The 23208-nt window shown below is 47.5% G+C and carries 22 protein-coding genes; 18 read left to right on the plus strand and 4 right to left on the minus strand.

All coding sequences use genetic code 11. The features are described 5' to 3' along the window. Positions 1-147 precede the first annotated feature (147 nt). From mnmA to ABD880_RS02855, 4 genes are all read left to right on the plus strand, one after another. Positions 148-1254, plus strand: coding sequence for a tRNA 2-thiouridine(34) synthase MnmA (gene mnmA / locus ABD880_RS02840; RefSeq protein ID WP_345162137.1), 1107 nt, complete (start codon positions 148-150; stop codon positions 1252-1254). Between the two features lie 13 nt (positions 1255-1267). Continuing rightward, positions 1268-2020: a hypothetical protein gene (locus ABD880_RS02845; RefSeq protein ID WP_345162139.1), complete on the plus strand. Its 753-nt coding sequence runs from the start codon at positions 1268-1270 to the stop codon at positions 2018-2020. Positions 2021-2137: 117 nt separating this feature from the next. Then, complete coding sequence (gene rpe / locus ABD880_RS02850; protein WP_345162141.1) at positions 2138-2794, plus strand: ribulose-phosphate 3-epimerase; 657 nt, start codon at positions 2138-2140, stop codon at positions 2792-2794. A gap of 4 nt (positions 2795-2798) precedes the next feature. Beyond that, positions 2799-5252, plus strand: coding sequence for a TonB-dependent receptor (locus ABD880_RS02855; protein ID WP_345162143.1), 2454 nt, complete (start codon positions 2799-2801; stop codon positions 5250-5252). A 99-nt stretch (positions 5253-5351) separates the two neighbouring features. Here ABD880_RS02855 and ABD880_RS02860 read toward each other — a convergent pair whose 3' ends face one another. Beyond that, complete coding sequence (locus tag ABD880_RS02860) at positions 5352-6221, minus strand: DUF2911 domain-containing protein (RefSeq protein ID WP_345162145.1); 870 nt, start codon at positions 6219-6221, stop codon at positions 5352-5354. Between the two features lie 441 nt (positions 6222-6662). Between ABD880_RS02860 and hisG the strand changes: the two genes are divergently transcribed. The 8 genes from hisG (at position 6663) to hisIE (ending at position 14038) form a co-directional block, all read left to right on the plus strand. After that, complete coding sequence (gene hisG, locus ABD880_RS02865; RefSeq protein ID WP_345162147.1) at positions 6663-7514, plus strand: ATP phosphoribosyltransferase; 852 nt, start codon at positions 6663-6665, stop codon at positions 7512-7514. Position 7515: 1 nt separating this feature from the next. Continuing rightward, positions 7516-8796, plus strand: a complete 1281-nt coding sequence (gene hisD, locus ABD880_RS02870) for a histidinol dehydrogenase (protein ID WP_345162149.1) — start codon at positions 7516-7518, stop codon at positions 8794-8796. A gap of 50 nt (positions 8797-8846) precedes the next feature. Next, on the plus strand, positions 8847-9914 hold the full coding sequence (gene hisC / locus ABD880_RS02875; protein ID WP_345162151.1) for a histidinol-phosphate transaminase: 1068 nt from the start codon (positions 8847-8849) through the stop codon (positions 9912-9914). Positions 9915-10049: 135 nt separating this feature from the next. Continuing rightward, positions 10050-11144 (plus strand): bifunctional histidinol-phosphatase/imidazoleglycerol-phosphate dehydratase HisB, encoded by a 1095-nt coding sequence (hisB, locus tag ABD880_RS02880; protein ID WP_345162153.1) that lies wholly within the window; start codon positions 10050-10052, stop codon positions 11142-11144. Beyond that, positions 11144-11725: an imidazole glycerol phosphate synthase subunit HisH gene (gene hisH, locus ABD880_RS02885; protein ID WP_345162155.1), complete on the plus strand. Its 582-nt coding sequence runs from the start codon at positions 11144-11146 to the stop codon at positions 11723-11725. Before hisB ends, hisH begins: the two co-directional genes overlap by 1 nt. 3 nt (positions 11726-11728) lie before the next feature. Continuing rightward, positions 11729-12448, plus strand: a complete 720-nt coding sequence (hisA, locus tag ABD880_RS02890) for a 1-(5-phosphoribosyl)-5-[(5-phosphoribosylamino)methylideneamino]imidazole-4-carboxamide isomerase (RefSeq protein ID WP_345162157.1) — start codon at positions 11729-11731, stop codon at positions 12446-12448. A 103-nt stretch (positions 12449-12551) separates the two neighbouring features. Then, entirely contained in the window at positions 12552-13304 is a 753-nt protein-coding gene (hisF, locus tag ABD880_RS02895) for an imidazole glycerol phosphate synthase subunit HisF (protein ID WP_345162159.1), read from the plus strand. A gap of 83 nt (positions 13305-13387) precedes the next feature. Next, entirely contained in the window at positions 13388-14038 is a 651-nt protein-coding gene (gene hisIE, locus ABD880_RS02900) for a bifunctional phosphoribosyl-AMP cyclohydrolase/phosphoribosyl-ATP diphosphatase HisIE (RefSeq protein ID WP_345162161.1), read from the plus strand. Positions 14039-14108: 70 nt separating this feature from the next. Here hisIE and ABD880_RS02905 read toward each other — a convergent pair whose 3' ends face one another. Together ABD880_RS02905 and ABD880_RS02910 are read right to left on the minus strand one after the other, a co-directional pair. Beyond that, positions 14109-14681, minus strand: a complete 573-nt coding sequence (locus ABD880_RS02905; protein WP_345162162.1) for a TetR/AcrR family transcriptional regulator — start codon at positions 14679-14681, stop codon at positions 14109-14111. Between the two features lie 121 nt (positions 14682-14802). Continuing rightward, entirely contained in the window at positions 14803-15513 is a 711-nt protein-coding gene (locus tag ABD880_RS02910) for a LytR/AlgR family response regulator transcription factor (RefSeq protein ID WP_345162164.1), read from the minus strand. A 265-nt stretch (positions 15514-15778) separates the two neighbouring features. Here ABD880_RS02910 and ABD880_RS02915 point away from each other — a divergent pair, with 265 nt between their 5' ends. From ABD880_RS02915 to ABD880_RS02935, 5 genes are all read left to right on the plus strand, one after another. Beyond that, a complete protein-coding gene (locus ABD880_RS02915) occupies positions 15779-16525 on the plus strand; it encodes a peptidase-C39 like family protein (RefSeq protein WP_345162166.1) in 747 nt (248 codons plus the stop codon). Positions 16526-16535: 10 nt separating this feature from the next. Beyond that, the gene (locus ABD880_RS02920) at positions 16536-18020 is read left to right on the plus strand and encodes a RimK family protein (RefSeq protein ID WP_345162167.1); all 1485 of its coding nucleotides are present in this window, start codon (positions 16536-16538) and stop codon (positions 18018-18020) included. After that, positions 18007-19248 carry a carboxylate-amine ligase gene (locus tag ABD880_RS02925; RefSeq protein WP_345162169.1) on the plus strand — a complete coding sequence of 414 codons (1242 nt, stop codon included), beginning with the start codon at positions 18007-18009 and terminating at the stop codon, positions 19246-19248. Before ABD880_RS02920 ends, ABD880_RS02925 begins: the two co-directional genes overlap by 14 nt. Further along, the gene (locus ABD880_RS02930) at positions 19245-19952 is read left to right on the plus strand and encodes an N-formylglutamate amidohydrolase (RefSeq protein ID WP_345162171.1); all 708 of its coding nucleotides are present in this window, start codon (positions 19245-19247) and stop codon (positions 19950-19952) included. Before ABD880_RS02925 ends, ABD880_RS02930 begins: the two co-directional genes overlap by 4 nt. 81 nt (positions 19953-20033) lie before the next feature. Continuing rightward, positions 20034-20435 (plus strand): phage holin family protein, encoded by a 402-nt coding sequence (locus ABD880_RS02935; protein ID WP_345162172.1) that lies wholly within the window; start codon positions 20034-20036, stop codon positions 20433-20435. 131 nt (positions 20436-20566) lie between these two features. Here the strand turns inward: ABD880_RS02935 and ABD880_RS02940 are convergent, their stop codons facing one another. Continuing rightward, on the minus strand, positions 20567-21616 hold the full coding sequence (locus tag ABD880_RS02940) for a nucleoid-associated protein (protein WP_345162174.1): 1050 nt from the start codon (positions 21614-21616) through the stop codon (positions 20567-20569). Positions 21617-21956: 340 nt separating this feature from the next. Here ABD880_RS02940 and ABD880_RS02945 point away from each other — a divergent pair, with 340 nt between their 5' ends. Continuing rightward, positions 21957-22631, plus strand: coding sequence for a TIGR02117 family protein (locus ABD880_RS02945; RefSeq protein ID WP_345162176.1), 675 nt, complete (start codon positions 21957-21959; stop codon positions 22629-22631). Positions 22632-23208 lie beyond the last annotated feature (577 nt).

Consider the following 23208-nt stretch of genomic DNA (forward strand, 5'->3'; position numbering starts at 1 on the left):
GTGAAGCGGGTAACTTTTTTGTTGGGACAAAAGTTAGGGGGTAGCTTTCCTGCACTTCAGGCAAGTAAGTCGGCAAGTGCCTGGTATTTTAGCTATATTTGCACATTGTTTCGGCAGGACTTTGAATCCTGTTTAAATTAAGAAGAAATGACTTCAAAAGGAAGAGTATTGGTCGCCATGAGTGGCGGCATTGACAGCTCAGTAGCGGCAGTTCTGTTGCACGAGCAAGGGTATGATGTGATAGGCATGACCATGAAGACATGGGACTATGCCAGCGCCGGCGGCAGTAAGAAGGAGACTGGCTGCTGCAGCCTGGATTCCATCAACGACGCCCGAGACATAGCGGTACAGCTAGGATTCCCGCATTACATCATTGACATTAGAGAAGAGTTTGGCGACTACGTCATCAACCACTTCACAGATGAATACATCGCCGGCCGCACGCCCAACCCCTGCGTTCTGTGCAACACCCACATTAAATGGGACGCGCTTTTGCGCCGCGCCGACAAGCTGGGCTGTGATTTCATAGCCACCGGCCACTACGCCAACATCCGGGAGGAGAACGGCCGCCATGTCATCTCCAAAGGCAAGGACCATAACAAAGACCAGTCATATGCGCTCTGGGGCATCTCACAAGAAAGCTTAAGCCGCACCATCTTCCCGCTGGGTCATTTGCACAAGACCGAAATCAGGCAGATGGCCATGGACCGCGGCTTTGAAGCCTTGGTGAAGAAAGCCGAGTCGTATGAAATCTGCTTTATCCCAGATAATGACTACCGCGGGTTCTTGAAGCGCCGCGTGCCTGGCTTAGAAGAGCAGGTAGCAGGCGGCGAGTTTGTATTGGAGGACGGCACTGTGGTAGGCAAGCATGAAGGATATCCTTTTTACACCATCGGGCAGCGGAAAGGCCTGGGTGTAGCGCTTGGATTCCCGGCGTTTGTAACCCGCATAGAGAAAGATACGAATAGGGTGATATTAGGCAACTATGAGCAGTTGGCCAAGAACGGCATGAACGTGGGCAAACTGAACATGGTTAAATATGAAAACCTGCACGGCCTGCCCACCGAGACGATTACCAAAGTGCGCTACAATGACCCAGGCACCGCCGCGGTGATTGAGCAAGTAGGTGATAAAATGCTGGTACAGTTCCATGCCGGTGTAAATGCCATAGCCCCAGGACAAGCCGCCGTCTTCTATGAAGGCGATGACGTAATTGGCGGCGGATGGATAGAAACCAGCTTTAACTTAGACTAACGTCTAGTAGTGTATGAAAAAACTTCTGTTTGCAATGGCTCTGGTAGCCAGTTTCCTAACTTCTTGTGGAGACGATGAGTTTGTCTTAGACCCTGCGGCTGTAGGAACGGCGTATTATCCTTTGGAGTTAGGTGCGTTTAAAATCTTCAATGTAGAGGAAAATACTTATCTAAATAATACTGCAGAAAGCAAAACATACCAGATAAGAGAGACTTTCAATGAGGTATTCAAAGATCAGACAGGTAAGGACTGGTATAGAGTAGAAATTAGCAGAAGAGAAACCGAGACTGATTCCTGGAGAATCATTGGCGTTAGAACTATTTCTAAAGATCCTGTCAACCAGAGTTCAGGCAGCTTACTTATTAAAGAGAACAATAGAACGGTAGTGGGTATGGTATTTCCTGTATTGGAAGGGAAAGCATGGAACCCTAATGCCTTTAACACAGGGTATTTTCCTAATCCAGACGATGAAAACCTTAGAGAAGAATTTAGCTATAAAAATGTTGGGAAACCATTTGAGGCTTCAGGTACAACTTTCCTTACAACCACCACTATTGTTAAATCAGATTTTGAAAACGTATTGGCAGAATCTAGGAGTTATGAAGTGGTCTCTGTAAACCAAGGACCTGTACATAGATATTACAAACTTCTCAACTTTTGTAATTCTAACTCTGAGAATTGCGATTATCAGGCAGATGAAGTCTACATAGTAGATGGCATAGAAAGAACAGAAACCATGATAAGCTCAGGTAAGGTTGACTTATAGCATCCATCATATATAAAAGCCCCGTCTATCTTCTGTTAGGCGGGGCTTTTCTGTTGTTTTCAATTGGTTTTTGGGCGTAGAAAGTGTTGTTTTGTAGAAGCTAACCCACTCTTGATTATGTCACATCTAATTGCCCCGTCGGTGCTTGCCGCCAACTTTGGTCACATGGACCATGATGTTCAAATGCTTAACCAGAGTACTGCAGATTGGATTCACATAGACGTGATGGATGGTCGGTTTGTGCCCAACATCTCGTTCGGTTTTCCGGTTTTGCAGGCCATTAAGGCAAAGGCTACCAAGACGCTAGATGTGCATTTGATGATTGAGTCGCCTGAATTGTACATTGAACAGTTTCAGAAAGCGGGAGCAGACATCATCACGGTGCATGAAGAAGCCTGCACGCATTTGCACCGTACCCTGCAGCAGATCAAAGACACTGGCGCCAAGGCGGGCGTGGCTTTGAATCCGCATACGCCAATCCAGGTACTGTCTGAGGTGATTGAGGACATTGACGTTGTGTGCCTGATGTCTGTGAACCCAGGTTTTGGTGGACAGAAGTTCATACAGCACACCTACCGCAAGATTGAGCAGCTCAAGGCCCTCATAGTGGAGAGAAACGCCAGCACGCTAATTGAAATTGACGGCGGCGTCAACTTAGACAATGCGCCCTTGTTGCTACGAGCAGGAGCAGACGTACTGGTAGCCGGAAGCTTTGTCTTTAATTCAAACAATCCTACCAACACCATTCTGGAACTTAAAAACCTGACCAGGTAGGTGCATGGGCAAGCGCTGGGGATGGTGCATTTGCTTTATGATCCTGAGCTTTCCGGCTTGGGCGCAGCAGGCATTTATCCAAGGCCAGGTAACCAATGCCCAACAACAGCCTTTGATTGGAGCCACGGTGGTGGTACAAAATGCTTCTGTTTCTGCTTTAACAGACGCGCAAGGCAAGTTTTCTCTAAAGGTGGAACCGGAGAAGGAGATCACGCTGCTTGTCACCTATATTGGCTTTCTGAAATTTGAAAAGGAGCTTACCCTGCTGCCCGGCGAGACCCGGTACCTAGGAATAGAACTTATCGCCAATTCTAAAGAGTTGCAAGAGGTAGAAGTACGCGCCAAATCTACCAATGAGACCCGCGAAGTTGTTAGCATCACCAAAATAGACCCGCGCCTCACTCAATCAATTCCAAGCCCTTTCCAGGAGTTTAATAAAATTCTCACCACCCTGCCCGGCGTGACCAGTAACAATGAGCTGTCTTCGGCTTACTCGGTTCGCGGTGGCACGTATGACGAGAACCTGGTCTATGTGAACGGCATGGAAGTGTATCGGCCTTTTCTTAATTTTTCTGGTCAGCAGGAGGGGTTGAGCTTTGTCAACCCAGACTTGGTAGAAGAAGTCACCTTTTCATCGGGTGGATGGCAACCCAAGTATGGGGATAAGCTTTCCTCGGTGCTAGACATTCAGTACCGCACTCCGCAAAAGTTTAAGGGTTCTGTATCTGGTAGCTTAACGGGAGGTTCTGTGCACGCAGAAGGAACCGCGTTTGACAAAAGACTGGGCTTTTTGGTGGGGGTACGGCATAAAAATGCGGGCTACGTGTTGAATAGCCTGGAGGTAGAAGGTGATTACCAGCCAGTCTTCACAGATGTGCAAACCTATCTAACCTATGATCTTTCTAAGGCCGGGCACAGAGCTACCGGCGCTGCCCCCATTACTCAACTGAGCTTACTAGCCAACATTGCCCAGAACGACTACCAGGTTAGACCAGAAACCCGGGAAACTACCTTTGGTACTCAAACCCAGGTGTTACGGCTACTGGTGGGCTATGACGGCCAGGAGCAGATGAAATACACCACCTGGCAGAGCGGGCTTAGGTTGCAACATGAGTTTTCTTCTGATGTCAAGGGCGAGCTCATCTATTCAACCTTGTACAGCCAGGAACGAGAGTACCGTGATTTAGAAGCTGGTTACCGCTTTTGTGACGTGATGCCCATGGCCAGCGTATCGCCGTTTAACAGGTGCGCCGGAGAACGGGGCGTGGGTTCCACATACAATTATTCCAGAAATAAATTGCGCGCCGCCATCCAAGCCCTGGAAGGAAAAGTAAACTGGCGCTTTATGCCGTCCCATACGCTTATGGCTGGCGTGAAGGCGGGACTTGAATCTATTGAGGATGGATTGCAGGAATACGGCTTTACAGACTCTGCTGATTACGTTTCTGACATCTCCACACTATCCATTGACCAAACCTTAAACTCTACCAGATGGCAAGGCTTTGTTCAAGATGAATGGGCCATTGACAGTTCGCAAACTCTGACGTATGGCGTCAGGTTGCATTACTGGTCTACCAACGCTCAGCTGTCCATCAGTCCCAGAGTCCAATACGCTGTACGATTTGCTTCTTTGCCAGACTGGTCTTTTAAAGCGGCAGCAGGGTCTTACGTGCAAGCCCCGTTGTACAGAGAATTAAGATTGGCTGATGGTACTTTGCAGAAGGAGGTAGAAAATCAGCAGGCCTGGCATTTTATTACCGGAACGGAATACCAGTTCCATAAATGGGGAAGACCCTTCAAGCTCACCACCGAAGCCTACGTGAAGTACATGCCGTCTGTCATTCCGTTTGAGCAGGAGAACATGCGGCTGCGCTATTTGCCCAATGTAAAATCCACGGCCTACGCTATTGGTGCTGATGTACGGTTGAACGGAGAGTTCATCAAAGGGGAGGAGTCTTGGTTTAGCGTGGGTTTTTTGAGCACCAAAGAAAACCTGGAAGGAGATTCTACAGAAGTGCGGGACCCCATAACCGGCAAGGTAGAGGCGGTAGAGGCCAAAGGATATATCAGGAGGCCCACGGACCAGCGTCTCAACTTCGGGGTGTTTTTTCAAGACCATTTGCCTAACAACCCCACCTGGAAGATGTACCTGAACCTGGCCTTTAGCACTGGCCTGCCCTTTGGACCTCCGGGTTTGTTAAACTACAGAAGCGCCTTCAATGGACCAGCCTATAGAAGAGTAGACATGGGGTTCTCCAAGCTGATTTCAGTGCGGGGCACCGGGGCATCTGGGTTCGGCTTAGAAAGCCTTTGGCTGAGTTTAGAGGTATTGAATCTAATCTCGGCGAACAACGTGGTTTCTTACAATTACGTGAAAGACACCAGCGGCATTACCTATGCCGTGCCCAATTACCTCACCGGCCGACTGGTGAATTTGAGGTTCATTGCCAGATTCTAAAATCAAAGCTATTAGACATAAAAACGAAAAGCCTGAGCGCGTTAGCTCAGGCTTTTCGTTTTTGGGCTGTTTTCTGTAAAATAGCCTAAAAACGGCTTATCAATTATCATGGAACCGCTTCTCTTTCCAAAGCACGGCGGCGTCCTCAATTTCTTGGGCGTAGGCGCGGTAGGTCTTCTCATCATTCTTGCCCAGCTTTTGGGCTTTCTTGTTTAGTTCCAGGGCCTCATCATACTCACTCTTCTGAGCAAGCAGCCTCGCCTTTAGATACGTGTTATAGAAATTCTCTTCAATGGCAATGGATTTGTTGATCCAGGCCAGCGCTAGCTCATGCTCTGTGTTTTGTTGCAAAAGATAATTTACCGCCTGTGATAAAACTGCCCAGTCATCTGGTTTAGCCACAGACAAAGAATCTTTGATGAGTTTAAGCGTTTGCGTGTGTACTTCTACGCGTATGGGAATGGCCAACTGCTTCTTCTCCCAGTTCAAAACTAGTCGGCCAAAGGTGGGCTGCACGTCATTAAAAGAATATTTAAGCGTCTCATGAAATTCACTCGCCTCTGGGCTAAAGGGCAGTCTGATTAAGTCTTGGCTTTGGTCATAGCCCTCTGTGCCCCAAAGACCCAGTTTTTTATTCAATACCAGGTACCAGTTGCTGGAGTCGGCTGGGAAAACAAACAGAGAATAGGTGCCGGCAGGAATGTTCTCCTGCAGAATGCGCACGTCGGTGGAAAAGGAAACCGTGGTGGCCTCATTGGCACCCGCCCGCCAAATCTGACCGTACGGAACCAGTTTGCCCCACACCTCACGCTTCTTCACGCCCGGTGCGCTGTAATTGACGGTGATCTCCGTGATGCCTATGGTATGCATCAATTTTACCTTGGGGCTAGCCTGAGGCAGTTTCAGCTTGGTTTGAGCACCCACCGTCAAGGCAAACAATAGAAAAAAACAGGTAAGAAATAATCTCATATGGTTACAGAAAGAAGCATTTACCGTATGCCAGCCTAGACAGAACGCCAGGCCAGCAGATTTACGTCATAAAAGCAGAGAAAAAATAATGCCATACCTGGTTCTATACTGACATCTTTTATAAATAGAGGCAGAACCAGCCGATTTGGTATTTTGGGAGCAGAAAGTTGAAAAAAATATTTGACTTTTCAATTTCCTTTTTACCTTTGAGCCAGCAATATGAACCGCACTACCCAAAATATCTTCCTTTCTTCTGCCGCGCCTGCGGTTCAGGGAGTGCATTGCCATCATTTCCATCATTCCTCTTAGGAGGAATCATAACATCATATCGCCCAATCTGGGGCTGGGCCCCGTGTATATCCAGTACTTGTAAAACAACAAGTCCAGCTGGTTGTTACCTTCATTGTTTCGTATCTACTCTTTTCCTATACCCATTTTTTCATGATCCGGTTAGCCATTCAAAAGTCCGGTCGCTTGTCAGACGACTCCCTCAAATTGATTCGTGAGTGCGGCATCTCCTTTATAAGTACTACGTCTAAACTCAAAACCGAAGCCACCAATTTCCCCCTAGAAATCTTATACCTACGCGATGATGACATTCCAGGCTACGTGGCAGACGGCGTGGCAGACATTGGCATTGTTGGACAAAACGTATTGGTGGAAGAGGGCTTACAGCAATTAACCGTAAAAGCTTTGGGCTTTAGCAAATGCCGTTTGTCTTTGGCCGTGTCTAAAGGAGATGCCTACGAGGACGTGACTACTCTCCAAGGGAAAAGCATTGCTACCTCTTACCCAAACCTGTTACGCGAGTTTTTGACGTCTAAAGGCGTGGAGGCCGACATTCATACTATTTCTGGATCTGTGGAGATTGCGCCTAGCATAGGCCTGGCAGATGCGGTGTGTGACATCGTCTCCTCAGGCTCTACCTTGATCAGCAACGGCCTGCGCGAGGTAGAAACCGTCTTCAAATCTGAAGCGGTGTTAATAGCCAACCAAAACCTGAATCCTGAGAAAAGCCGACTGCTCCAGCAACTTTTGTTCAGGATGGAGGCGGTACAAAAGGCCCAGAAGTCCAAGTACGTCGTTTTAAATGCACCTAACACTGCCATTCCGCAAATCAAAACGCTATTACCCGGCATTAAATCACCTACCATCATTCCATTGGCAGAGGAAGGTTGGAGCTCTTTGCATTCTGTAGTGAACGAAGATGATTTCTGGGACATCATTCAGAAATTGAAAGAGGCAGGCGCCGAAGGCATTCTGGTAGTTCCCATTGAAAAGATGATTGGCTAAAATGAAGACCTATCTATATCCTTCACCCGCAGAATGGGCTGCCTTGACCCAACGACCGGTCCAGAAACTGGACCAGCTGCGGGCCGGGGTTCAGCACACCTTTGACTTGGTCAAAGAACGCGGTGATGCCGCTTTGATTGAATTGGCCGCCAAGTTTGACAAAGCTGGTTTGCCAAGTGTGTGGGTGACCCAAGACGAAGTGGACCAAGCCATCCCGCAAGTTTCTCAGGAGCTGAAAGACGCCATTGAAGTGGCGTATGCCAACATCAGCAAGTTTCATGAAGCCCAGCGCGAGCCAGTGCAACAAATAGAAACCATGCCAGGCGTGACCTGCTACAGAAAGTCTGTGGGCATCCAGAAAGTGGGCTTGTACATTCCTGGCGGCACAGCACCTTTGTTCTCTACTTTGTTGATGCTGGGAATTCCTGCCCAAATAGCGGGCTGTAAGGAGATTGTGCTGGCCACGCCTCCTGGGGCAGACGGTTCTATCAATGCCACTATTCTGTATACCGCCAACCGCCTAGGCATAACCCGCATTTTGAAAGCAGGCGGCGCTCAAGCCATTGCCGCTTTGGCCTTCGGGACGGAGACAGTGCCGGCCGTGGACAAGATTTTTGGACCAGGCAACCAGTACGTCACCGCTGCCAAGCAGATGGTGACCCAGCTAGGCGTAGCCATTGACATGCCCGCCGGTCCCAGTGAGGTGCTAGTGATTGCAGATGAAACAGCAGATGCAGACTTTGTTGCCGCAGACTTACTTTCTCAGGCAGAACACGGCCCAGACTCGCAAGTCGTTTTTGTCACGAATTCTGAAAAACAGCTCAAAAACGTGCAAGAGGCGGTAGCCCGTCAGGTGGCAGAATTGCCTAGGCAAACGGTAGCAGAGCAAGCCTTGAACAATAGTTTGGGCGTGGTCTTTTCTACCTTGCAAGAAGCCATAGACTTCTCTAATCAATACGCTCCAGAGCACTTAATCCTTGCCGTGGACATTCCTGAAGTGTTGGCTGAACAAGTGACGCAGACCGGATCTGTCTTCATGGGGCACTTTAGCCCAGAGAGTGTAGGTGATTATGCCTCAGGGACAAACCATACGTTGCCTACCAACGGCTATGCCCGCAACTACAGCGGAGTTTCTCTGGATAGTTTCGTGAAGAAAATCACCTTCCAGCAACTATCTAAAGAAGGCTTGCAGCGCATTGGCCCGGCCGTAGAAATTATGGCCGAAGCCGAAGGACTGCACGCGCACAAGCATGCCGTTACGGTTCGACTAGCCAAGATTTGAAAATTAGAAGAGTAGCACATCAACACATTATTCAATTAGCACATTAACCAATGTTTTCCATAGAGAAGATTATCCGTCCGCACTTACTGGGCCTCAAGCCGTATTCTTCGGCGAGGGATGAGTTTGAGGGTGAGGCGAGCGTCTACCTGGACGCCAACGAGAACAACTTGGGTAGTTTGGCCGGCGGCGTAGACTACAACCGCTACCCAGACCCGTACCAGAAAACCATTAAAGAAAAACTGGCCAAGCTCAAAGGAGTGAAGTCCGAGCAAATCTTCATAGGCAACGGCTCTGATGAGGCCATAGACTTATTGGTGCGCTTAGTATGCGAACCCGGTCAGGATGAGGTTCTGTTGTTGCCGCCTACGTATGGCATGTATGAGGTGAGCGCCAACATACACAACGTTGGTATTCAGCGTGTGCCTTTAGATTCCCGTTTTCAGCCTGTTTTCGAGAAAATAGCCGAAAAACAAACAGAGCGAACCAAGATACTTTTCCTTTGCTCGCCTAATAACCCCACCGGCAATATCCTAGAACCTGCCACGGTAGAAAAACTCATCCAGTCTTTCAATGGCTTGGTAGTGGTAGATGAGGCGTATATTGATTTCACAGTTTCACCTAGCTGGAGTACCCGATTAGAGGAATTCCCGAACCTGGTGGTGTTGCAGACACTCTCCAAAGCGTGGGGCATGGCTGGCCTACGCTTGGGAATGGCCTTTGCCTCACCCCAAATCATCAGCCTCTTGAATAAAATCAAGCCGCCTTACAATGTGAACGTGGTAACGCAGGAATTAGTGAGCAACGCCCTGGACAAAACCGCCCAGCTCCATGACATGCTGGAGGTGATTGTACAGGAACGCACCCGCGTGATGGACCAATTTGAATCGCTTTCGCTCATTGAAAAGGTGTACCCGTCAGATGCCAACTTTGTCTTGGTACAGGTGCCCAACGCCAATGAGCTGTATGCTTACCTTTTAGAGCGCGGTGTGGTAGTGAGGAATCGCTCTACCCAGCCCGGTTGCGCCAATTGCCTTCGCATTACTATAGGCACGCCAGAAGAGAATGACCACTTACTAGATTCTTTAAAAGCCTACAGTGCTCAGGTAACCACCAAATAATTTCGTTTTTGGCCTGATTTTCATAAAACAGGCCAAAAACGATTATCAGAAATATGTCAGGCCTTTTTGCCTCTAATAAAAACAAAAATAGCATCATATTGCTACAAGCATCCTGATGCCAGAAAATAACCGCACATGAAAAAAGTCTTATTCATTGACCGCGACGGGACCATCCTGCTAGAACCACCCACCGATTATCAGGTAGATTCCTTTGAGAAGTTTGCCTTCTATCCAAAGGTTATCCGTAACCTTTATAAGATGTACACAGAGCTGGACTATGAGTTTGTGATGGTCACCAACCAGGACGGCCTTGGCACCGATTCTTACCCAGAGAATACCTTCTGGCCGTACCAGGACAAAATGCTGGAGATCCTGGAAGGAGAGGGCATCCAGTTTCAACACATCCACATTGACCGCAGTTTTGAGCACGAGAACAGTCCCAACCGCAAGCCGCGTTTGGGTATGTTGCAGCAGTATCTGTCCGGGGACTATGACCTGGCCAACTCCTATGTGATTGGGGATAGACTAACCGATGTGCAGATGGCTCAAAACCTGGGCGCCAAAAGTATTTTGTTGCAAGCAGATCAAAACCCAGACGCTACCTTTACCAGCACCGACTGGGATGATATTTACAACTTCTTGCGTCTGCCTGCCCGTAAAGCCACCATCCAGCGCAATACTAATGAGACCCAGATCAAAGTAGAGATTAACCTGGACGGCGAAGGCAAATCAGACATGCAAACCGGTTTAGGCTTCTTTGATCATATGCTGGACCAATTGGCCCGTCATTCTGGCGTAGACATGCGCATACACGTCAAAGGCGATTTGCACATTGATGAGCACCATACCATTGAAGACACGGCCCTGGCGTTAGGCGAAGCCTTTGCCCAAGCCATTGGGGACAAACGCGGCATTAGTCGGTATGGGTTTTTACTGCCCATGGATGACGCGCTGGTACACGCAGCCATTGACTTCTCAGGTAGACCATGGTTGGTGTGGGACGCCAAATTCAGCAGAGAGAAGATTGGCGATATGCCCACCGAGATGTTCATGCACTTCTTCAAGTCGTTCTCAGATACGTCTAAGTCTAACCTCAACATCAAGGCCGAAGGCGAAAACGAGCACCACAAGATAGAAGCCATTTACAAAGCCGTGGCCAAAGCCATTAAAATGGCCCTGGTGCGCGACGTGAACAAAATGGAAATCCCTAGCACCAAAGGCATTCTATAATGAAAACCGTTATTGTTGATTACAAGGCCGGCAACGTGCAGAGCGTGCTCTTCGCGCTGGAGCGGCTGGGTGTAAATGCTACGGTCACGTGTGACGCAGAAGAAATAAAGAGTGCGGACAAGGTGATTTTTCCGGGAGTGGGCGAGGCTTCCTCGGCTATGCGCGCACTTAAGGCACACAACCTGGATAAGCTGTTACCCACTTTGACGCAGCCTTTTTTGGGCGTTTGCCTGGGAATGCAATTGCTGTGCCAGCACTCAGAAGAGGGTGATACCGAGATGCTAGGTATTATTCCGGTCCCGGTTAAGCGCTTTAAGATTGACCTAAAGGTGCCGCACATGGGCTGGAACAACCTACATCATCTAAAGGGTGATTTATTCGCTGGCATACAAGAAGATGAGTATGCGTACTTCGTGCACAGCTTTTATGCGCCGGTCACAGAATTCACCATTGCCCAAAGTTCTTATCCTGAGCCGTTCAGTGCCGCCTTGCAGTACAAAAACTTCTACGCCGTTCAGTTTCATACCGAGAAAAGCGGTGCCCCGGGCGCGCATATTCTCCAAAACTTCTTAAACCTGTAAGCCATGGAAATCATTCCGGCCATTGACTTGATAGGCGGCCAGTGCGTGCGCCTCACCGAAGGCGATTTTGCCCAACAGACTACCTACCATTCAGACCCCGTAGAGGTAGCCAAAAAGTTTGAAGGCTTGGGATTGAAGAGACTACATCTGGTGGATCTGGACGGAGCCCGCGCCAAGGAACCAGTCAACCTGCCCATTCTGGCGCGCATTGCCCGTGAGACCCAACTGCACATTGACTACGGCGGAGGCCTGCAGAGTTTGGAGGCTGTACAACAGGCTTTTGATGCCGGCGCCCAGCAGATTACCGCCGGGAGCATTGCCGTGCGCGAGCCCAAGACGGTCCAGAAATGGCTGAAGGAGTTTGGAGCGGACCGCATCATAGTGGGCGCCGATTTCAAGGACAACCGCATTGCCATCAATGCCTGGGCAGAACAAAGCGATTTGACCTTGGAGTCATTTTTGGCCTCTTTTTCAGAAATGGGCGCAAAAACGTTTATCTGCACAGACGTGAGCAAAGACGGCAAACTGCAGGGCTCTTCCATAGAAATATATCAAAAGCTCATTGCGCAGTTTCCAACCTTGCAGTTCATTGCCAGCGGCGGCGTGACTACAATTGAAGAAGTCCGTCAGTTGCGCGAAGCCGGGTTGTACGGCGCCATCATCGGCAAAGCCATCTATGAAGGCACCATCACACTGGAAGACCTAGCCAAGGAAGTGGTTTAGGTAATTAATAATTGATAATCAATGATTAAGAATCTCAAGGTCACGAATGCTTAGGATGCAAAGGTCTTGTGTCTAAAGTCTTGTGTCTTGAATCTGAAAAAATATGTTAACTAAAAGAATTATTCCTTGTCTTGACATTAAGAATGGCCGCACTGTCAAAGGCGTTCGTTTTGAAGATATTAGGGATGCCGGGGACCCGGTGGAACTTGCCGCGCTATATGCTAAGCAGGGCGCTGATGAATTGGTGTTTCTAGACATCACGGCAACTAATGAAAAGCGGAAGACTTTACGTGAACTGGTGAGAGAGGTAGCGCGTCACATTGATATTCCGTTCACGGTGGGCGGTGGCATCAGCGCGATAGAAGATGTAGAGGTGCTTTTGCAAAACGGCGCCGACAAGGTATCCGTGAACTCCTCTGCCTTACAAAGACCAGAGTTGATCACGGAGCTGGCCAACCGCTTCGGGAGCCAGTGTGTGACGGTGGCCGTTGACACCAAACACACGCCAGAAGGCTGGAAGGTATTCAGCAAGGCAGGGACCGTTGACACGGGTCTATACGCTCTGGATTGGGCCAAAGAAGTAGTGGAGCGGGGAGCGGGTGAGATTTTGCTTACCTCCATGAGCAACGACGGCACCAAAGGCGGGTTTGCCCTAGACATTACCGGCGAGATTTCCAAAACCGTAGCGGTTCCCGTGATTGCCTCGGGCGGAGCTGGTACCATGCAACACTTTCTGGATGTGTTTGAAGCCGGCGCAGATGCCGCGTTGGCTGCCAGTATATTTCACTTCCAGGAGGTACCATTGCCTGAGCTTAAACAATTTTTGAAGCAAAATCACATAGATGTTAGATGCTAGTATCTAGACGCTAGATTTTAACTAAATGACTTCTTCATAAGGTGAGTCTAACATCTAATATCTAGCGTCTAAAATCTAAAAAAATGAATATAGACTTTAATAAAGGCGAAGGTTTAGTACCTGCCATCATTCAGAATGCCAATACCGGCAAGGTGTTGATGCTAGGCTACATGAACCAGGAGGCGTATGATCAGACACAAAAAACTGGGTTAGTCACCTTCTTTTCCCGTTCTAAAAAACGGCTTTGGACCAAAGGCGAAACCTCTGGCAATACCTTACAAGTGGTCAAAATGGAACTGGACTGCGACCAGGATACGCTTCTTGTATTGGTGAACCCCACCGGGCCTGCCTGTCACCGCAACACTGAGACCTGTTTTGACAAAGAAGGTGAAGCAGCTTCTTACCATTTACAAAGTTTCCAGAAGTTTACGCCTACAGAAAAGGCCCTGCAGTTTATTGCGCAGCTGGAGCAAACCATCAAAGAGCGTAGACAAACCCCCATTGAAGGGTCGTACACCAACTTTTTGTTTGATCGCGGCCTCAATAAAATAGCCCAGAAGGTAGGTGAAGAGGCGGTAGAAGTAGTGATTGATGCCGTAGCCGGCCAAACCGAGACCATGAAAGGTGAAGCCGCTGATTTGCTGTTTCATATACTAGTGCTCTTAGAAGCCTCTGGCTCATCCTTAGCTGAAGTGGTGGAAGTGCTTGAAAGCCGGCATAAGCCCCGCAAGTAACAACCTTTATTGCATCATAGACGCAATTTAGCTAGCCTGTTAGAGTCAGATTTGGTCTGGCCTTGACAGGCTAGTTTGCTTTTAAATGGTTCTTCAATTGCATCAGGTATCTGATTAAAACATCCTGCAAAGGGTAGTTAGGCTGTAGCAAATATTGCTGGGCAATTCCGTCTAAAGTGGCTACCAGAAGATGGGCTTCGGCGGAAGGAGAGGTGGAGCCTGCTTCGGCTAGGTGATGCGTGAGTGACTGTAATACCTTTTGGTTTTCTGCTTGTCCTTCTTGCTCCAGCGTCTTCACCACGTAAGACTGTAGCCTTAGGCTGCCATACAGTTTGCAAAAGTTCTGGTGCTGGTCCAGGGCCTTGAACGTGGATTTGATATGATGTTCCAGAAATTGAAGGCCTGTCAAATTCTCCTGCGTCTCAAACACCTCTAAATATACCCGGCGTCCTCTTGTTAAAATTTCGCGTAGCACTTCTTCTTTGCTTTTAAAGTAATTGTAGAGCAGCCCTAAGGAAATTCCTGCTTTCTCAGCTATCTGCCTGATGGAGGTACAGTCATATCCTTGTTCTGAGAATAGTTCTGTGGCGGCATCCAAAATATTCTGAAGGCTTATTTCTTTCTGTAATACGCGTTTACTCATAATGAATGAACAATTGTTCAATGTAAATAGCTGTTTTCTGATTGAATAGAAAAGCTCCCGTTTTTGGCCTGTTTTGTTAGAATCAGGCCAAAAACGGGAGCTAAGTCAATTACGCTATGGCTTAAAGCTTGTTAATGCGACCGTAGAATTTGCTTTGGTAAGAGCCGCCAATGGGAATGTATTTGTCTTGCATGAAGACAGAATCATCTTCTATCAACTCAATGCGCTTGAGGTTGATGATGAACGACCGGTGAATGCGCATGAACTGGTCTACCGGCAGCTTTTGGTCAATGGCACTCATGGTGGTGTAGACAATGTGTTTCTTGGTGTCTGTATTAATGACCACATAGTCTCCCCGAGCCTCAATAAAAGCTATGTTTTGCAAGTTCACCTTGATGATCTTGTTGTCCACTTTCACAAACAGCTCATCTGGTTGCACAGACGTAATGGTGCTGGACGCTTCTAACTTTTTAGTGGTATTGAGCACGGCCTGGGTAAACCGCGTAAAATCAACGGGCTTAAGAAGGTAGTCAGATACCTGCAGCTCAAAGGCCTGTATGGCAAAGTCTTTATGAGAGGTGATAAGGATTGTATGCGGTTTTTTGGGCAAGGTGCGCAGCAGTTCCAAACCAGACATCTCAGGCATCTCTACGTCCAGAAAAAGAATATCTACCCCATCATTGTTTAAGAGCCAAGCCAGACCTTCTCTACTAGAGCTAAAGCTTTTGACCAATTCAAGGGACGGGGTAGCCTGGATATGACGCTCCAAAATTAAACGGCTAAGGTCATCGTCGTCAATAACAATGGATCGGTAGGTAGTTTCTTTTTTCAAGATGTCAGGCGTTGGTGAATCATTGGTTACCCATTGGCAGGCGGTGACAAACTTTGTCTACTACAAGGAAAAAAGCTTTTGGTTTTTACGGTATAAAAATCAGTTTGTGATTTCCTGGTCTTTCAAATATAAGGCAAAGAATGCCAGCCTGTAAGCATAATCCCTATTAATTCTACGGTTTTATACGCAAAACTTCCTGCCCGCAGGGTACAACCCAGTTATTTAAACACGTATAACAGGCACTATCAACTATTAATCAATTTCTGTGCTACCGGTATCCCTTTTAAATAAGCTACAAATTTTAACCCAGCCAGATGATTCCACCTGCGGGCCTACCAGTCTCCATGCGGTCTATCAGTATTTTAAGGATGACGTCTCCCTGGAGGATGTCATTGCAGAAGTGTCTTTTTTAGAAGAAGGCGGAACGCTGGCCGTATTACTGGGCTCGCATGCCTTGCGCCGTGGGTACAAAGTGCATATCTATTCTTACAACCTGCATGTGTTTGACCCCACCTGGTTTAAGATGCCCAATGAGAAAATCATCCAGAACCTGCAGGAACAACTCTTATATAAGAAAGACGCCAAGCTACAACTGGCCACCCATGCCTACATTGAGTTCCTGAGCCTGGGCGGCGAACTGCGCTACAAAGACCTCACGCCAGATCTCCTAAACCAATATTTCTCCAAGGGCATTCCCATGCTGTCAGGACTAAGTGCCACCTACTTGTACAACTGCGCCCGGGAGAGAACCAATGAACGGGATGAGTCTGTATTTGATGATGTGCGCGGTGAACCCATGGGCCATTTTGTGGTACTGGCTGGTTTTGTAGACGACCAGGACAAGGAGCACGTGATTGTGGCAGACCCTTACCAGGAGAACCCGCTGTTCAGAAACAACTACTACAATGTGCCTATTTCACGCTTGATCAATGCCATTATGCTGGGCATTGTCACGTATGATGCCAACCTATTGGTAATACAACCTAAAGATTCAAATCCCCCTATAGCTTAATTCCTAATCCATGCGCAAACTTGTAGTAGTCAATAACCCAAAAGACTGGGACATTGACATTGAAGAGGTGGAAGTGATAGACGCGCAACGCTATCTGACAGACCCTACTTATATTGAAATGAAAAGTGCCCGGGTGTTCAACCTGTGCCGCTCCTATAAATACCAGAGCAGTGGCTATTATGTCTCTCTCTTGGCCGAAGCCAGAGGCCATAGGGCCATTCCCAATGTGACTACCATCCAGGACATGAAGTCCCAGACCATTGTGCGGGCCATCACAGATGAGATCAATGAGACCATTCAGAAAAGTCTGGCCAAGCTCAAGTCTAAGAATTTTACCTTAAGCATCTACTTCGGGCAGAACGTGGCCAAGCAGTATGAGAAGCTGAGCAAGCAGTTGCATGATCTGTTTCAGGCACCGCTGTTGCGCGCGCAGTTTGTGTACAACAAAGAATGGGTGCTGGAAAGCATTTCGCCCATTCCGGTGAACGAGGTGCCGGAGCACCATGAAAAGTACATGATGAAGTATGCTAAGGCATATTTTGCCCGCAATCGTTTTTCCAGCGCGCGCGTGAGCAAGAAAGTCTATGACCTGGCCATATTGGTAAACCCTGGAGAGAAAGACCCGCCCTCTAATGACAAGGCTCTGCAGAATTTCATTGACGCGGCGGGGGCCTTGGGCTTTTACACCGAGCTCATCACCAAAGAGGACTACCGCCGCCTTTCTGAGTTTGACGCCCTGTTCATAAGGGAAACCACCTCGGTGAACCACCACACTTATAGATTTGCGCGGCGTGCCCACGCAGATGGCCTGGTGGTGATTGATGACCCGGTGTCTATTCTGCGCTGTACCAACAAAGTGTACCTGGCGGAGCTTTTGACCAAGGCCAAGGTGAACATCCCCAAAACCATGATCATTCATAGGGACAACTGCGTCAAGGTGGTGGAAGAGCTGGGATTGCCCTGCGTGCTTAAAAAACCGGACAGCTCTTTCTCACAGGGCGTAGTCAAGGTTAAAACCGAGGAAGAACTGCAGGAGCAGCTAAAAGAAATGCTCTATGAGTCTGACTTGATCATTGGGCAGGAATTTAAACCCACCGACTTTGACTGGCGCATTGGCATCATGGACAAACAACCACTGTATGCCTGCAAATACTTCATGGCCAAAGACCATTGGCAGATTTATAACTGGGAAGGAAAGAAAAAAGACGTAGCCGGCGATTTTGAAACCGTCCCTTTTGCCGAGGTACCTTTCTTTGTCCTGCACACCGCCATGAAAGCGGCCAACCTTATTGGGGACGGCTTGTACGGCGTTGACTTGAAAGAAATTGACGGCAAAGCCTACATCATAGAGGTGAATGACAATCCTAACATTGACGCGGGTGTAGAAGATCAGATCCTGAAAAAGGATTTATACCTCACCATATTAAAGTCCATCAAGCGCCGCATTGAACTCCAGAAAAATATAGTGAACAACAATAACCATGAGTCTAGCTAAGAAAATAGGTTTGTTTGCCGGCTATGGCGTAGAGATGGAGTACATGATAGTGCACCGTGACTCCTTGCAGGTATTGCCCATCACAGACCAGGTCTTGCAAGCCGAGGCCGGTGAAATCACCTCTGACGTGGAGCGCGGAGACATGGCCTGGTCCAATGAATTGGTGTTGCACGTATTGGAATTGAAAACCAACGGTCCTGCCAAATCCTTAAGTGGGCTTCATCAAAAGTTTCATGGCGAGGTGAGACGCATCAATGACTTGCTAGCGCCCATGAACGCCATGCTGTTGCCAACGGGTGCGCATCCGTTCATGGACCCTTTCACGGAAACTAAGCTGTGGCCCCATGATTCTAGTGAGATTTATGAAGCCTACAATAAGGTCTTCAACTGCCAGGGCCATGGTTGGGCCAATCTGCAGAGCACGCACCTCAACCTGCCTTTTGCTAGTGATGATGAATTTGGAAGATTGCACGCTGCCATCCGGTTGATTCTGCCTTTAATTCCGGCCTTGTCGGCGGCATCTCCCTTGCTAGACGGGAAAGTTTCTGGATTGCTAGATACCAGGTTAGAGGTTTACAGAAAGAACCAGCAAAAGGTACCGCAAATAGCAGGAGATATGGTGCCAGAGGCAGTGTTCACGCAGGCAGACTATGACGCGCGCATTTTCCAGCCTATGTTCCAAGCTATTGCCCCTTTTGACCCAGACGGTATTCTGCAGGAAGAGTTCCTTAATTCCAGAGGCGCCATTGCACGGTTCAGCAGAGGGACCATCGAAATAAGGATTATTGACAACCAAGAATGCCCGCTGGCAGACATGGCCATTGTCACGTTGATCACCGAGGTCTTGAAAAAGTTAGTGGCAGAGGAGCCGAGCTCTTTTTCAAAACAGCAAGAGATAGACACCTCTAAACTATCCGCAGTTTTTGTCCAATGTCTGAAAAACGGCCGAAAAACGGAAGTGACGGACGCCGCTTACCTAGAGGCACTAGGACTACCTGCAACACCTGCAACCGTAGGTGACATTTGGAATGACTTATGGGCCCAGGTGAAAGGCAGCGATGCTTTTGATCCAGAAACCACTCAGGCCATCAACACCATCATAACCAGGGGAAACTTAGCAGAGCGTATGCTTTCTGTCTTAGGTAACACCCCTGGCTTAGAAGAAATTAAAACCCTTTACCGTGATTTAGCGAATTGCTTAAGTACTAACCAACTTTTCATTCCATGAGTCAGGACAAAAGGAAGGTACTCATTACGTGTGAACATGGCGGCAATGACGTGCCTCCAGAATTTAATGCTGCTTTTGACGGGGCCGAGGAAGCGCTTGCCTCGCACAGAGGGTATGACATTGGGGCACTGGACCTGTTTAAAGCCTTTGCTCAATCAAGTTCTGCTGATGCCTCCTTTTCAAGCACCACCAGTAGGTTGCTGGTAGAACTGAACAGGTCCCGCCATCATCCCAAGCTGTTCTCAGAATTTACCCACCCGCTCCCCGAAGAGGAGAAGCGCAAAATTGTGACCCATTACTACGCACCATACCGGGAGCAGGTAGAAGAGCAAATAAATGACTGGATACAGGGCGGCTTTCACGTGCTACACCTGTCTGTCCATAGCTTTACGCCGGTCTTGGACGGCGACAAACGCAAGGCAGACATAGGCCTGCTCTACAATCCCAGTCGTGAGCGGGAGCAATTGTTCGCGTCTAAATGGCGGCAGGAGATAAGCCGGTTAAACAGTGATTACAAGGTGCGGTACAACTACCCATACAAAGGCACCTCAGACGGCTTTGTCACGCTGTTAAGAAGAAAGCACGCCGCAGAAGAATACGCCGGTCTGGAGCTGGAAGTAAATCAGAAGTTTGCCATGGGCAACGCAGAAGAATGGAAGAACCTGCAAACGGTTTTGGTAAGCTCATTTGAAAAGTCGCTTTAACCTAATGCCGTAGAATAGAGTATAAGAGGCAAATTGGAATATAGTCCAATTGATATCCTGTTCTACCTAAAACATAAAACTATGAATTTTCTTCTTGATCTATTGGTAAGCGCCGGGGTGCTTTTGCTCATGGCCTACATCTTGCCGCAAGTAACCATTAAAAGCTTTTGGACCGCCCTTTGGGTTGCCATTTTGGTGGGTATCTTAAACGTATTGATTGGCTGGTTGCTTTCTTTTGTGCTCAACCTGTTCACCTTCTTCTTGCTAGAGTTTATTGTCAAGGTGATTGTGTCTGCCATTGTCATCAAGATAGCTGATAAATTGGTGCGCAACTTTGAGATCAAAGGCTTCTGGCCGGCTTTGGTGATTGCCTTGGCTTTGTCTGCGGCCAGCACCTTGGTCAACCGCTCAGATGAAGATGAGGTACGTGATGAAGAATATGGTTTTGTCCTGCCTGCGCAAGCAGAAGTATTGAAAGCCTAACTACTTTAAAGTAATAAACATAAAGGCCGTCCTTGCAAAAGGGCGGCCTTTATGTTTTATGCAAGGGTATGACAGGAGGGAACCTTGCTTCCGTTTTTGGCCTGTTTTCTGGAAAACAAGCCAGTAACGACTTAGCTTACTTCTTCCTCGTCAAAATATAGTTTATAGAATTTGCGGCCGTCTGCGTCTTCACCTTTCACAATCATGTCCTTGTTGCCGTGAATGTACACGTGAAAGTTCTTGTCTAGCTTAAGTACGCTTTTAAACACCCTGGACTGCTTCTTTACCGCCTGCGTAGAAATCCCGAAGCTGTCTTCAATCTCCACTTCATAATTCTGGCGGTACTCGCCGTCAAAATTGCGGAAGGACTCAATCAACTCTGGCTGCTGCCCGAAGACCTCGGTCTCAAACTCTTCTTTGTCAAAAGTCTCATGCTTGGTGAAATACTCGGCAGACTTGTTAAGAAGTAGGATCTGATCTGTTTTCTCTACTTCAAACTCCTCCGTGAGGCGCTCAGAGATAAACTCTTTGGTGAGGTTAAGGAAATGGCTGGTCTGATGGAATTCATTACTGATCTGGGTGAGGCCCAAGAAATTCTGGCGCCAGTATTGGGCTTCTTCGCCGCGGTTCTGGTTGTCAATGATGGCCACCACGTAGCCGTATTCTGGCTGGGTGTTAAAGATGATGCAGCCTTTGTCAAACTTGTTGCTGTCAATGCCCTCCAGGTAAGAGATGGTAAAATCGCGGTTTTTGCGCTGCACGTCAAAGTATCCGTTTTTTACCTCAGTCTTAAAGATGCCCACGGCCTCCACCACGCGCTCGTCAATCTCGCAGTTGATGAAGTGGGCAACGTACAATTCGCCGGGTTTTATCTTGGGGTGACTGGAGCTTTCAAACAAATGCCGGGCTATGCTTCTGGAGTTCTCATGAAAGTTGTCCTTGTCTGCGAAGATGTTGTCACAGTAGCTGTACACTTCATTGAACTTAAGTGAGGATGCGTGCGTGAACTTGAACCGCTCATGCGCTGTGGCAAACTTGGTCAGGAAGAACTTCTCTAATCTTTCGGTCAGGCCGTCGCCGGGGGCAAAAGGGTTTTCAGAAAGGGTAAGTTTTTGTTCAAGACCTTTGTTGCCCACATGGTGAACAGATAAACTGGTAAGCGAAGCGGTATCAAATTTCATCTGCTGATCTATATGGGTAAACGGTCTTAAACAGGATGGAGAGAAGACAAAAATACGGTTTCTTGCCTGAACTACGCCAAGTTTTTCTGGGAAGGTAAGGTTCTTACCAGCCAGCGTTTTTGACCTGTTTTCCAGAAAATAAACCAAAAACGGCCTTCTGAATTAATAATCTTGAATAAGAAGGAGGGAGGCCCTTATGTTAAACAACGGTATATGCCAATCTTGCCAGCATGCAGAGGGATTGCAGACAAGGTTGATCATAAATTATATTCAAGGTTTTGAATCTTTAATGAGGCGTTGGTAGTAAGGAAGATTACTTGTTTACGCTGTTCCAATAAAATTGAAATCTGCCTTGATGATTGCCGGTTACGTGTTTCTGTCCATCTGTGCGTTTGTACTAGTATATTTTTTGGTGGCCTTTATTTTGTCTAGATGGGGCGTGGACAAAGAGCCGCAAACCAGGCAGGAAGTGACCATGTACATCCTCACCAATGGCGTGCATACAGATCTGGTGGTGCCCGTAAAACATGAGCTTTTTGACTGGAACAAATTCATCAATTATCAGCATACCAAGGGCAAGGACAGCACCCATAATTGGGTGGCGTTTGGCTGGGGTGATAAAGGCTTTTATCTGGAAACGCCTACCTGGGCTGATCTAAAAGTAAGCACCGCGTTTAAAGCCGCCACCGGCTTAAGCAATTCGGCCATTCATGCTACGTTTTATAAAGACATGCAAGAATCTGCGGATTGCAAACGCATCCAAATCAGCGTGCAGCAATACAACCGTCTCATCAAATTCATCAAAACTAGGTTTGACCTGGACGCCAAAGGCAAGCCTATCCATATACAGACCAATGCCAACTACGGTCTTAATGATGCTTTCTACGAGGCCAAAGGCAGCTACAATCTCTTTTACACCTGCAACACCTGGGCCAACAACGGCCTCAAAGCCTCGGGCCAGAAAGCCAGCATCTGGACCCCGTTTTACCAAGGTATCTTTTACCAGTATCAGTAATTTCTCCTATGTATTCTTCTTAAGCCGTTTTTGGCTTAGTTTTGAGAAAACAGGCTGAAAACGGTTTATTTGTTTAAAGTGGGATTGAATGGAATTAAGAAAGGGTTATGTAACATTATCTAGTGAAACAACAGTCATTCAAAAGTTTATTTTTCCATTTGGTGGTTTCATTCTATGGATTGTTTGTAGCGCTTATGTTTTTCTTTATACAGACAAATTCACGACCGTTTTGCCAGTCATAATTTTTGCGTTGTTCATATTGGTATTAGCTTTTATTACTAATAAAAGGCTCTGGTATATTTACTATGATGAGAATAAGGTTTGACTAAAAAACTATAGATCTATCAAGGATGTGCCATTTTCTGAGATTATGGAAGTCAGAAAGGTTTCAAATACTTACTATGAAATAACTCTTGATGATGGATCATCATATTTATTTTTGCCGCCTTTTTATGAAAACCTAACTTCTTTTTCATCTGAGCTACCTAGCATACATGCATTCAGGAAACAGATTGGTCTACGAAATAGGATATGAATAATAAGAACGTAATACAGCGGTTGTATAAAATTTGAAATA

The sequence above is a fragment of the Nibribacter koreensis genome (assembly GCF_039541795.1).
In the GTDB taxonomy this organism is placed as follows: Bacteria; Bacteroidota; Bacteroidia; order Cytophagales; family Hymenobacteraceae; genus Nibribacter; species Nibribacter koreensis.

Bases quoted from the DNA above. Each gene is read 5' to 3' on its own strand.
- rpe (WP_345162141.1), top strand. From the start codon at position 2,138: ATGTCACATCTAATTGCCCCGTCGGTGCTTGCCGCCAACTTTGGTCAC.
- ABD880_RS02920 (WP_345162167.1), top strand. From the start codon at position 16,536: ATGCGCAAACTTGTAGTAGTCAATAACCCAAAAGACTGGGACATTGAC.
- mnmA (WP_345162137.1), top strand. From the start codon at position 148: ATGACTTCAAAAGGAAGAGTATTGGTCGCCATGAGTGGCGGCATTGAC.
- ABD880_RS02935 (WP_345162172.1), top strand. From the start codon at position 20,034: ATGAATTTTCTTCTTGATCTATTGGTAAGCGCCGGGGTGCTTTTGCTC.
- hisH (WP_345162155.1), top strand. From the start codon at position 11,144: ATGAAAACCGTTATTGTTGATTACAAGGCCGGCAACGTGCAGAGCGTG.
- hisIE (WP_345162161.1), top strand. From the start codon at position 13,388: ATGAATATAGACTTTAATAAAGGCGAAGGTTTAGTACCTGCCATCATT.
- hisF (WP_345162159.1), top strand. From the start codon at position 12,552: ATGTTAACTAAAAGAATTATTCCTTGTCTTGACATTAAGAATGGCCGC.
- ABD880_RS02905 (WP_345162162.1), bottom strand. From the start codon at position 14,681: ATGAGTAAACGCGTATTACAGAAAGAAATAAGCCTTCAGAATATTTTG.
- hisC (WP_345162151.1), top strand. From the start codon at position 8,847: ATGTTTTCCATAGAGAAGATTATCCGTCCGCACTTACTGGGCCTCAAG.
- ABD880_RS02940 (WP_345162174.1), bottom strand. From the start codon at position 21,616: ATGAAATTTGATACCGCTTCGCTTACCAGTTTATCTGTTCACCATGTG.
- ABD880_RS02845 (WP_345162139.1), top strand. From the start codon at position 1,268: ATGAAAAAACTTCTGTTTGCAATGGCTCTGGTAGCCAGTTTCCTAACT.
- hisA (WP_345162157.1), top strand. From the start codon at position 11,729: ATGGAAATCATTCCGGCCATTGACTTGATAGGCGGCCAGTGCGTGCGC.
- ABD880_RS02925 (WP_345162169.1), top strand. From the start codon at position 18,007: ATGAGTCTAGCTAAGAAAATAGGTTTGTTTGCCGGCTATGGCGTAGAG.
- hisG (WP_345162147.1), top strand. From the start codon at position 6,663: ATGATCCGGTTAGCCATTCAAAAGTCCGGTCGCTTGTCAGACGACTCC.
- ABD880_RS02860 (WP_345162145.1), bottom strand. From the start codon at position 6,221: ATGAGATTATTTCTTACCTGTTTTTTTCTATTGTTTGCCTTGACGGTG.
- ABD880_RS02855 (WP_345162143.1), top strand. From the start codon at position 2,799: ATGGGCAAGCGCTGGGGATGGTGCATTTGCTTTATGATCCTGAGCTTT.
- hisD (WP_345162149.1), top strand. From the start codon at position 7,516: ATGAAGACCTATCTATATCCTTCACCCGCAGAATGGGCTGCCTTGACC.
- hisB (WP_345162153.1), top strand. From the start codon at position 10,050: ATGAAAAAAGTCTTATTCATTGACCGCGACGGGACCATCCTGCTAGAA.
- ABD880_RS02930 (WP_345162171.1), top strand. From the start codon at position 19,245: ATGAGTCAGGACAAAAGGAAGGTACTCATTACGTGTGAACATGGCGGC.